The organism is uncultured Virgibacillus sp. (genome assembly GCF_947495635.1).
Classification (GTDB): Bacteria; Bacillota; Bacilli; order Bacillales; family Amphibacillaceae; genus Virgibacillus; species Virgibacillus salarius.
In genome coordinates this window covers 1-10326 of sequence record NZ_CANMAB010000126.1, presented here as the reverse complement: position 1 = coordinate 10326, position 10326 = coordinate 1, and the positions used below count along the sequence as shown (strand labels likewise).

9 protein-coding genes are annotated in these 10326 nt (G+C 36.3%); 4 read left to right on the top strand and 5 right to left on the bottom strand.

Annotation, left to right across the window (positions count from 1 at the left end; all coding sequences use genetic code 11):
• Window positions 1–709: 709 nt before the first annotated feature.
• The 3 genes from Q1A47_RS18585 to Q1A47_RS18575 all read right to left on the bottom strand — a co-directional run bounded on the left by Q1A47_RS18585 (window position 710) and on the right by Q1A47_RS18575 (window position 3891).
• Window positions 710–1285: an Ada metal-binding domain-containing protein gene (locus Q1A47_RS18585; protein ID WP_026682881.1), complete on the bottom strand. Its 576-nt coding sequence runs from the start codon at window positions 1283–1285 to the stop codon at window positions 710–712.
• Between the two features lie 322 nt (window positions 1286–1607).
• Window positions 1608–2570 (bottom strand): tRNA-dihydrouridine synthase, encoded by a 963-nt coding sequence (locus Q1A47_RS18580; RefSeq protein WP_026682882.1) that lies wholly within the window; start codon window positions 2568–2570, stop codon window positions 1608–1610.
• A 532-nt stretch (window positions 2571–3102) separates the two neighbouring features.
• Window positions 3103–3891 (bottom strand): recombinase family protein, encoded by a 789-nt coding sequence (locus Q1A47_RS18575; protein WP_166530571.1) that lies wholly within the window; start codon window positions 3889–3891, stop codon window positions 3103–3105.
• 93 nt (window positions 3892–3984) lie between these two features.
• Here Q1A47_RS18575 and Q1A47_RS18570 point away from each other — a divergent pair, with 93 nt between their 5' ends.
• Complete coding sequence (locus tag Q1A47_RS18570) at window positions 3985–4710, top strand: PmeII family type II restriction endonuclease (RefSeq protein ID WP_166530572.1); 726 nt, start codon at window positions 3985–3987, stop codon at window positions 4708–4710.
• A gap of 38 nt (window positions 4711–4748) precedes the next feature.
• Here the strand turns inward: Q1A47_RS18570 and dcm are convergent, their stop codons facing one another.
• Together dcm and Q1A47_RS18560 are read right to left on the bottom strand one after the other, a co-directional pair.
• The gene (gene dcm / locus Q1A47_RS18565) at window positions 4749–6050 is read right to left on the bottom strand and encodes a DNA (cytosine-5-)-methyltransferase (protein WP_246484780.1); all 1302 of its coding nucleotides are present in this window, start codon (window positions 6048–6050) and stop codon (window positions 4749–4751) included.
• A gap of 161 nt (window positions 6051–6211) precedes the next feature.
• The gene (locus tag Q1A47_RS18560; RefSeq protein ID WP_166530573.1) at window positions 6212–6760 is read right to left on the bottom strand and encodes a hypothetical protein; all 549 of its coding nucleotides are present in this window, start codon (window positions 6758–6760) and stop codon (window positions 6212–6214) included.
• A 224-nt stretch (window positions 6761–6984) separates the two neighbouring features.
• On the opposite strand from Q1A47_RS18560, the gene Q1A47_RS18555 reads away from it, so the two are divergent.
• From Q1A47_RS18555 to Q1A47_RS18545, 3 genes are read left to right on the top strand one after another with little or no spacing between them, the layout of a single operon-like run.
• Window positions 6985–7518 (top strand): helix-turn-helix transcriptional regulator, encoded by a 534-nt coding sequence (locus Q1A47_RS18555; protein ID WP_166530574.1) that lies wholly within the window; start codon window positions 6985–6987, stop codon window positions 7516–7518.
• Window positions 7511–7849, top strand: coding sequence for a hypothetical protein (locus Q1A47_RS18550; RefSeq protein ID WP_166530575.1), 339 nt, complete (start codon window positions 7511–7513; stop codon window positions 7847–7849). Before Q1A47_RS18555 ends, Q1A47_RS18550 begins: the two co-directional genes overlap by 8 nt.
• Window positions 7850–7905: 56 nt before the next feature.
• A complete protein-coding gene (locus Q1A47_RS18545) occupies window positions 7906–8406 on the top strand; it encodes a hypothetical protein (RefSeq protein WP_166530579.1) in 501 nt (166 codons plus the stop codon).
• Window positions 8407–10326: the final 1920 nt, after the last annotated feature.

Below are 10326 nucleotides of genomic sequence, written 5' to 3'. Positions count from 1 at the left end.
ATCAAACATTTCAAAATAACTACTTGGCTTAACGCAGTCATTGCACTGATTTTATACTTTCTTAACTTAGAACAAAAACGCAAGCGCCAATTAGAAATGTAGTAACTGGAGCGAGTCCAACGGAGTTAAACGAATCACGGTGAGCTTACGAGCCAATAATGACTTAGATGAGGAGATTCGTGAAGACACCTAGTTTCTGGGCGCTGGAGCTAGACGTGGCTCAACACGCCCATTTATCCACATGGGCAAATAATATATTTTCCTAGACCATTTAAAAAGTGGTACCGACGATCATGTTAGATGAAGGTACCACCTATATTTTCTAAGGGAAAAAGGATACTTCTCTTTTAAAGCTATCGTAGGCATTTTCATGATACCAAGTTATTTTCCTTAGATTTTTTGAAGGCATTTGCAAGAATGGTATTGCTTAACTCGTAAACGATATGGTGAAACAGATTACTGATGAGGTGTTGTTTTTTTCGTGAAAGCTTTCCCTACAAATGTTGTTTTTACAGGCAATCTATTATCCAGGAGACAGTCCAAAGCATTCATTCAAAGGCATTGTGCGTAAAATTTGTTTCCTTCAAGAATATATAAACATTATCGCAATATCTCGTTTCTATGCTTATTATTTCCAAGATTGGATCGGAGCAAAATCAGTGTATTACAAGGTTGGAAAAACTTTTCAATATCGCTTCTTTATTGGAGTTTACAGTTTACAATTAAATTTCTTCCGATAATTATTCGGCGTAATGTTGTAATATTTCTTAAATACCGTGCTAAAATAGGAACTATTTGAAAACCCAACAGATGAAGAGATAAACTGTATGGTATGATTTGTTTCTTTTAATTGATTTGCTGCTCTATTTAACCTTATTCGTTGCAAATAATTTAAGGGACTCTCCTTTTTGATTTTGTTAAACGTTCGTTGAAGGTGAAATGGACTGGAATGAAAGACATTTGCTAACACATGAAGCGTGATATTTTCATCATAGTTTTTGTCAATCCATGCACATATAAGCTCTATCCATTCCTCATTAGGTAATAACACATTGTCCGGCTTACATCTTTTACAAGGCCTAAACCCAAGCTGTAATGCTATTTGTGCCTTTTTAAAGATATAAACGTTGTCTTTATTCGGTAATCTGGATTTGCAAGATGGACGACAGAAAATTTTAGTTGTTTTAACACCATAGTAAAAATGATCGTCAAAATTACTATCATTATTAGAAATTGCATGCCAATATTCTGAGGGGATGGTATGGGATGATGAGTATAGATCCATAGCTTTTCAACACCTCCTATATTATTAATCTTATTCTACCAAATAAAAACACACTGTGAATAAAATTGAAAACATTCTTTACGTACCAACAGTATTTATGCATGGAATTCTTTTTCTAAAAATAGAAGAAGTTTTGCGTATATTTATTTACTCAAATAGCCGCTATCTCCTCCACCACAGTGGACTTTCACCACCTAGATAGTCGCCATGCCTGGCGCACCTACAAAAAACGTTTCCCACGATGTGAGAAACGTTGATCCGGTTATTCATGTTAATTAAGTAACTTACTACTATAAATACTTCTCCTGTCGTCAACATTCTTTCACTCAAAATCTTCAAAGTCATCGAGCAATGCACGTACTTCATCTGTTGACTCTGTTTCCATCATTTGACTTCTTAATTCACTCGCCCCTCGAAAACCTCGAACATATATCTTAAAAAAGCGACGAAGAGGCTTAAACGAACGTGTATCTATTTTTGAATATTTATCGAAAAGATCCAAGTGTAATCTTAAGATATCAAGCAATTCCTTACTGCTGTGCTCCTTCGGCTGCTTTTCAAAAGCAAATGGATTTTTAAAAATTCCTCGTCCAATCATTACTCCATCTACACCATATTTTCCCACAAGCTCCAAGCCAGTTTGGCGGTCAGGAATATCACCATTGATAGTCAACAATGTATCTGGAGCAACCTCGTCACGAAGCTTCTTAATCTTAGGAATTAGCTCCCAGTGAGCATCTACTTTACTCATTTCCTTTCTTGTACGCAGATGAATGGAAAGATTAGCAATGTCTTGTTCCAATACATGTTTCAGCCATTCAAACCACTCATCAATATACGTGTAACCCAGTCTTGTCTTTACACTTACAGGCAATCCTCCGGCTTTTGCAGCTTGTATTAGTTCTGCTGCTACTTCTGGACGACGGATAAGGCCAGATCCCTTCCCATTCCCTGCGACATTAGCTACAGGACAACCCATATTAATATCGAGACCCTTAAATCCTTGTTCCGCCATACCAATACTCATTTGCCGAAAGTACTCCGGCTTATCTCCCCATATATGGGCTACCATTGGTTGCTCATCCTCTGTAAATGTCAAACGCCCACGTACGCTTTGGCGCCCTTCTGGATGACAATAGCTTTCTGAGTTTGTAAACTCTGTAAAAAACACATCAGGTCTAGCTGCTTCGCTAACTACATGGCGAAAAACGACATCCGTCACATCTTCCATTGGTGCCAATATAAAAAACGGTCGTGGTAAATCACGCCAAAAATTATCAATCATAATCAAATTTCAATCCTCTCATGATGGGATATGACCAAAAAACATCCCAAAATCAAAAACAACTGTCCTTACTCCCTTTACACTTATACCATGCTTAAGCACTTTTTATCAAACGGATTGCCTATATAAACCCTAAAATACTTGTAATTTCACTCTTACGTTTTCCCATTTTTCCTTCTGGTCATTCTTCATCGTGTACACGATTTTTTCTACCTAAATTGTGCGATATGGGTACAAAAAGAGCTCTCACTAAATGTGAGAACCCTTGACTTAAAGGCTTTTCCCGTTTTTATCGATACCGGTGGTCGGGGTCGAACCGACACTCCGTAAGGAACACGATTTTGAGTCGTGCAGTTATTAACCTATTAACTATTTCAGTTCTTGAAATATGCCTTTACGCCTGTCATGTCAATACTTTAAGCCCTTTTTCATGTAACTGAAAAAGCAGTTTTAATATGTAACGTTTCACATGACCTTTATTATTTTATGCCCCTTTATTGTACAAGACACAAGATAGAAGGGCAACCTCCTTTTAATTTGCCCTTCCAAATTCCTGCGGTGTTATTATTGGTTTGTAGTCCGTTGGAATAATTTCTTCATTATATATGAAGACACCTTTATAAAGTGGTTTTTTAACAATCTTTGAAACAGTGCCATGATTCCATTTACCACCATTAGGGGCAGTTACATTCTTTTCATTCAGCTTTCCAGCTATCCTTCTATAACTTAATCCCCTGTAAGCCCTCAACTTGAATATTTCCTTCACTATTTCTGCTTCTTCAGGGTGGGGAAATAGTTTACCATCATCTGAAACAATATAGCCATAAGGCTTTCTTGATATATAGGCACCTGCCTTCAGTTTTGCTTCCTTGCCCATGTCCATTCTTTGCTTTATATTCTTTCTGTCCATTTCTGCAAACGTACTAAACATTTGAAAGCAAGCGTGCCCTATGTCTGTACTGGTATCTATATTGTAATTAGTGATATAAAGATGAACTGGTTCAGGCATGTCTTCACGTAATTTATAATAGGTGTTCATCATTACACGGAAACTTCTACTGAACCTGTCAGGGCTATAAACTATGACAATTTGAAATAGCCCCTGTTCAGCATCTTTCATAAGCTTCTGTAATTGTGTTCTATCTTCTGAAGCACCTGATTCGCCTTCTTCACGGTAAACCCTCACTAAATTATGACCTAAGAAGTCACAAGCCTTCCTGCATTGCCTTTCCTGTTCATCCAGTGAAGCACCGTCAACCTGCCCCATTGTTGAAACTCTTACATATATAACTGCTTTTAAGCCTTTACGATTGTTAAACATTAAGCAACACCTACTATAAACATTCTGTTTTAACCTCTTTCATCTAGAAAATATAGGAATTTTCATATAGACTAATATGAAAGGGGGCACATTATGACTAGAGAAAATGAAATTATTATTGAAAAAGCAAAAGTGTTTTTTAGGGAAGAAATTGCACAAAGCCATGCCAAAAACACAAAGAAGTTAAAACGTCTTAAAGAATTTTCTTTGAATCCTTTTTTGGACAAGTACAAAGCCAATTTTTTAACTGGCAATGATGACCCCGAAAGTATTGCAAGGGCACTTGTTTATGCACGGGTACTAGGTACATCAATCAACACTACTTTTGGAACTAAGATTCAGAAGTTTTGCAGTGATGTGCTTGAAGGGTTTGCTTCTACCACTTCAGGAATAGACCTAGAATTTATTGATAAGATTGACGGCAGAAAGAAATGGTGTCAGGCAAAGGCAGGAACAAATACCATCAATGCAGATGATGTGGAAACTGTTAAAAACCACTTCAAAGACATTAAAAACCTTGCAAGAACGAACAATATGAACATAGGGTTCAGTGATTTAATTGTGGGTGTCTTTTATGGTTCACCTGAAGAAATGAGTGGGCATTACAAAAGAATCAATGAAGACCATCCAGTCATAGTAGGGGCAGAGTTTTGGCATAGGTTGACTGGTGAAGAAGACTTTTATAAAAGATTAACTGACGGCATTGGTGAAGTTGCCAAAGAAATTGACGGTTCCCAAATGATTGAAGACGTAATTGAAGAACTGTCAAAGGAAATTGAAAAGGAACTGAAGGAACAGGAAGCAATCGACGAAGAATGAGGTTGAATTTTTGGGGGGGGCTACCATCCCCCCTTTTTTTATTTAGCTTTTTCTTCTATTTGGTTTAAGGTATTGATAATTGAAAGACCAATAGCCTTTGCCATGTTTACAGGAACCGCATTTCCTATCTGTTTATATGCATTATTCATAGACCCTTCAAATTCCCAATCATCAGGGAAGCTTTGTATTCTTGCATATTCCCTGACATTAAACGGTCTAGTTTCATCAGGATGACAACGTTCAGTTTGTTTTTGTGCAGGGGAACAAGTTAAAGTCAATGAAGGTTCATCCCATGACAATCTTCTTGCCATTCCAGTTCTGCCCCCACCTGAATAATAGCTTTTTCCCATGTAGTCTTTTGCAATATCTTCAGGCAAATCTCTCCAATATCCACCTGCTGGAACCTTCTCCAATACTTTTCTTTTAGATTCAGGATACTTTGCCCCTTCTGATTCAGGAACGTCTTTCAAGATTTCTTTTAGAGTGAGTTCATAACCAAAAGGTTTAGGGAACTGATATGTTACGTCATATTCTTCTGCTAAGTCTTTTCTGATTCCTACAATTACAATTCTTTCTCTTTTTTGGGCAACGTCATAATCCAATGCCCTTAATACTTCCCAATCAACCTTATAGCCAATTTCAGAAAATGCATTAAGCATTGTTTCCAATGTCTTACCACCATCATGATTTACAAGACCCCTTACATTTTCAGCAAGGAACATTTTAGGTTGTAAGTCTTCAATAATTTTTGCAAACGGGTGGAACAGAGTGCCCCGTGTATCTTTTAAACCTTTTTTCTGTCCTGCATAACTAAAAGCCTGACAAGGGTATCCACCTGAAACAAAATCCACTTCTTTTGAAGTATCAATAAAATTTTTAATTCCTTGTTCAGCAATTTCAACAATGTCACCTTCAAGAACGTTCCAATTTGGTCTGTTCTTTCTAAGTGTTTTACAGGCATACTTATCAATTTCAACGGCACCTAGTGTTTCAAAACCTGCTTGTTCAAGCCCTAGTGCAAGACCACCTGCCCCTGCAAATAACTCAATTCCGTTAAAGGTTTTTACTGGCTTAACATCCCTTACTTCTACAAATCTATCAAATGTTGATTCATCATCCAGTTCCAGTTGCATTTGTTCAACTTCAGTAATTTCATCAAACGGAACACCTAATGTTTCACATAGAAGACTTGCATTGGATTTAATGGGGCTGTATTTTGGACTAAGTACCATTGATAATTGATTTTTAGTGATGTTCATTTTTTCAGCTAGTTCTTTTTGTGTTTTTATTCCTGAATTTTTCATGTGTTCTCTTACTTTTTCCTTGCTAATTGCGTACATGTATGATATAACCCCCATCCCAAGTTAAATAAATACTTTAACTTTTTATAGGGTTATTTTATAGAACACTTGTTCAATAGTCAACAATAATAACTTCAATTTTAGGGGCAGTTCCTTAGTCAATATTCTCCTTTCACCTATATAAAATGAGTAAATTCAACTTAATCTTCAGCTAAAAAAGTAATTTCCCACAAATTCATATAATTATCTTCAATTCCAATTGTAATAGTTTGATAGTTGATTAAAGCATAAAATCTATCAACATCATCTGTTGAAATGTTTGAATGTTCACCTATTGATACTATCCCTTCTGTTTTGATGTTATAGGAAATTGTCCCACCAACCACATTCATTTCACTTCCATTGGCAAGGTTCCTGAAGCTTACTGAATCTGCTTCTTTGTCAGAAAGCTTGTATAGCAATTCTTCAAGCTTTGATTTTGTAATGTTTTCAGGTTTATCAGAAAGACCGTAAACTTCTGTCAGTGGCTTGTCTGCCTGCTTATCCTTCTCATTCATAAACTTTGATACTTCCTTAATCTTCTCCTTGGTTTCCTTAACTTCCTGAAGCTTTAACTGCTTCATATCAGGCATATTCCTGTAATCACCCTCAATTTCTCTTACAATATCGTTATTTTTAGCAATCAAAGTTTCCAACAATGCTTCTGCACTGGAAACTCCTTCTTCTTGCATCCATTTTGAAATACTCATATACACACTTCCTTTCTTTAAAATGGGGTTGATTGTTTACCGTTCCCCAACCCTTAAAGGAAATCTTTGTTTGAATACTTTTATATATGCCTTATTAGGCACATTTATATGTTATCATCTGTGCATAATTAGGACAATGTTATTTACACATGAAATTTCCTCCAATTTTAGATGCTTCCCTTCATTTGATATAATGATAAAGTTAAAAGATAGGAAGTGATGTAATGGCAATACATATAAATACTGAATTATTAAGAGATAAAAGGGGCAAACGTTCGCAAGCAGATATAGCCCAACAACTTCAAGAAATGGGTTTAACCGTTACTGGCAATTATTATGGCAAACTGGAACGGGGAAAGGTTGAAAAGGTATCAGTTGACCTTGCCCTTGCAATTGCCTCCCTTTACGGTCTTCAGGTGGAAGACTTTATTAAGTTTATTCCTGAAGAATCACCAAAGGAAATTAGGGGCAGTAAGATTCCACAAAACATAAAGAAGAAGATAGGAATGAAATTAAGAGAACTAAGAAAAGATTCAGGCATGACTGCCCGTGAGGTTGCTTTGAAAATTGGTGTGGAAGGAAAAACACCTGAAACATATATTTATGACTTGGAACGGGGTTCAGGTTCAATTGAAAGAATGAACAAGCTTTCTGAATTGTATGGGTCTGTTTTTGGAGAGAACACGGCACAAACACTTGAAGACTTACTGGATGAAGTTTATGAGGACATTAGGGGGGAACTACGGAAAAATGATTGATAGAGAAAAAGAATTTAGAAATGCCTTTTATTTTTCAAAGAGATGTGCAAAATCTCCGCTTACCCCTAGTTACACAATAGGATATAGCAGGGGAAATGCCGATAAAGAACCTGCCAAAAAAGTTTATGATTACATTTTGTCTTTAGGTGAAAAATCCATTAGCTTTGAAGAAAAACTGAACTTATTATATAAATTTTTGGAACAAGCAGAACAAGAAGAAAGAAATAAACGAATGATGGGTACCGACTTTTACAGTAATATTATGACTTACATTAGAATATCAAAGAGGCAAATTGATAATGGTGAACCTGTTCAAACAAGGAGAAGATAAACAACTGAAGAAAGACACCTGTCACATTCAAAATGGGGGGGATAATTTTGGGGGAAATGATAAAAGAAGTATTTAAGAATATGGATGATTATGAACTTGTCGGTGTTTACGGGGAATGGTTGCACGAACTTAAAGACAGGGGAATGATTAGAACCAATAACGTTGTTGGAGAACTGGGGGAATATTTAGCAATTAAATATTATCAAGATACACCTGGGTTGCCAAAGTTACAAGAAGCACCTATTGGAACGCAAAACATTGATGCAATAAGTATTAACGGAGATAGATATAGTATTAAAGCAACTTCAGGCAATGTTACAGGTGTCTTTTATGGATTAAATGACCCTGATAGTATTGAAGAAGATAAACAGAAATTTGAATATGTAATAATAGTTCTTTTCAATAAAGACTTTACTTTAAAGACCATTTTAGAAATGGATTGGGAAACATTTATGAATCATAAAAGATGGCATAAAAGAATGAGGGCATGGAACTTATCAATAAATAAACAATTAGAAAATGACTGCAAAGTGATATTAACAAGTAAAGGAAGCTGATACATATATGAAATGTAAGTGTGGTGGTATGTTATTAGTAATAAGAGTTGAAGACGTTCCAAAAGATAAGAACCCATTAACCTATAACCGTTTATGTGATGTTGAATGTTCTGACTGTGGGAAAGTTTATTATTCCCAACCATATGACAATGGAAGAACAATAAACCCCGTCAGGGATATAAAATAATTCCCTGATATGGGCTAATTTCAAGAACGTTGAAATACCCCCACCTCCATAGACTGAAACATTCTTAATCCCATACCTATGTTTCCAAAATACGGCATACCCTTAATAGGGTGTGCTTTTTAAATGCCTACCCTTTCCCCACTGCCCCTATGCCTGCCTTTGAACTTACTTTTACTAGAAGCATGAATGATTAGAAGGGCACCCGCATGAGTGCTTACACTGTGTCGGAATTTTGTTATAAATTTATATAGAAATCAGGTAAAAGTGTTATGAAAATATCTAATGAAAACGGTGCAAAACATTACTCGAAACCAACCCGTAAAGTAAATATACTTAACACTTAAAATATTACTTCATGGAACTGACATTTTACTTTAAGATTAACGGGAAATTTAATAAGAAGACAAACAAGGTTGAACAGTTGATTCCATGCGGTTTTTAACGGTTATTTGTAAATATTCCTTTAGGAATGTTTACACTGGAACCCCTGCCATGCACCCCCCACCCTGCAAAAAATCCACGGTTCTGAAATTTGGGTACCGCAGTCCACTATTTGCATAGCTTGTAATTTTTCAAATCCTTCACTAACAGTAATTTCCAATTTTAATACAATAACCCCCGTACCCTTGTTAGGCAGTCTTTGCCTAAAAATCATCACCCCTGCACCCCGTTTTGATTTTTCTGGTTTTTCAGGTCTTAAAATCAAAGGCACAATAGGGGCAGGTGGGGAAGGGTCTTAAACGGTCTGAATCCTTTGTGCAAAAATATACAAAGAACTGCATAAATACTGATATGACTGCGTTTATCTGTTATATTACAGATATATAACAATTCTGTTATAGTCTTTTCCGTTAAACTGTATTATAGAACACTTGTTCTTATTCTCCTGCATTGCTTATGTGTTGGCTTCTATGAGTGTACGGTGAAGAAAGTCCGCCCACCAACCTGCCTTTATAATTGCCTTAATACTAGACAACTACGTTGTAAGCCTATGGCTTCTAGTTCTCTTTTTAATTCTTTTGTTTGAACTCTCCCCTGCCCCAAAAGAAAAGTTAATAAAAGAAAAGGGGTTCCCCTCTCTTTGGAACCAAAACCAGACACCCACGGTGTAAGCTATACTTCAGGTATAGGCACCAAAATAAAAAATTTTAAAAATTTATATAAGGGCTGAACCCTTTATATGACGGGGTTTTTCAAGGTGGTGTACATTCAGGAACTTTATAAAATACAAGGAATTTTAGCAGGAACACCTACACGGCTGAATATTTCAAAGTGACAGCAAAAAAACAAGGCTTCTCAACCGCTTGAACGGTTCAAGAACGTCTTACAGTTAAAGTGCAGATAGTTAAGGGGCAGGACACACTGGCTTCAACTGTCAAGCTTGGAACTGGAAACCTAAGCACGGAACGGCTTCAGGGTTTCAGGAAAGGGCTTGTAAAACATAGCTTCTCACTAACCACGGTTCAGTGAACAAGAAGCTTTTAGAAAGATTCAAACATAAGGCTTATAAGCCAAAACGTAACCCACCAAAACTGAATACATCTTTTCAATGCGAAAAGGTGATTTTTTTATATCTTTTATCACTTTCAAAGAGTTCCCATTATTGGGAGATAAATAAAACAATTTATCCAAACGTTTACACGTTCCACGCTTACCTGTGACTGCTAAACTAAAGTAGACAGTTTCCGCTAGATTAGAAGAAACACTTATTTACCCAAATATACCAGTAAAAT

Excerpts from the sequence above, each read along its gene's own strand:
- Q1A47_RS18550 (WP_166530575.1), top strand. The coding sequence starts at position 7,511 with ATGATTGATAGAGAAAAAGAATTTAGAAATGCCTTTTATTTTTCAAAG.
- Q1A47_RS18570 (WP_166530572.1), top strand. The coding sequence starts at position 3,985 with ATGACTAGAGAAAATGAAATTATTATTGAAAAAGCAAAAGTGTTTTTT.
- Q1A47_RS18585 (WP_026682881.1), bottom strand. The coding sequence starts at position 1,285 with ATGGATCTATACTCATCATCCCATACCATCCCCTCAGAATATTGGCAT.
- Q1A47_RS18580 (WP_026682882.1), bottom strand. The coding sequence starts at position 2,570 with ATGATTGATAATTTTTGGCGTGATTTACCACGACCGTTTTTTATATTG.
- Q1A47_RS18545 (WP_166530579.1), top strand. The coding sequence starts at position 7,906 with ATGATAAAAGAAGTATTTAAGAATATGGATGATTATGAACTTGTCGGT.
- dcm (WP_246484780.1), bottom strand. The coding sequence starts at position 6,050 with ATGTACGCAATTAGCAAGGAAAAAGTAAGAGAACACATGAAAAATTCA.
- Q1A47_RS18555 (WP_166530574.1), top strand. The coding sequence starts at position 6,985 with ATGGCAATACATATAAATACTGAATTATTAAGAGATAAAAGGGGCAAA.
- Q1A47_RS18560 (WP_166530573.1), bottom strand. The coding sequence starts at position 6,760 with ATGAGTATTTCAAAATGGATGCAAGAAGAAGGAGTTTCCAGTGCAGAA.
- Q1A47_RS18575 (WP_166530571.1), bottom strand. The coding sequence starts at position 3,891 with ATGTTTAACAATCGTAAAGGCTTAAAAGCAGTTATATATGTAAGAGTT.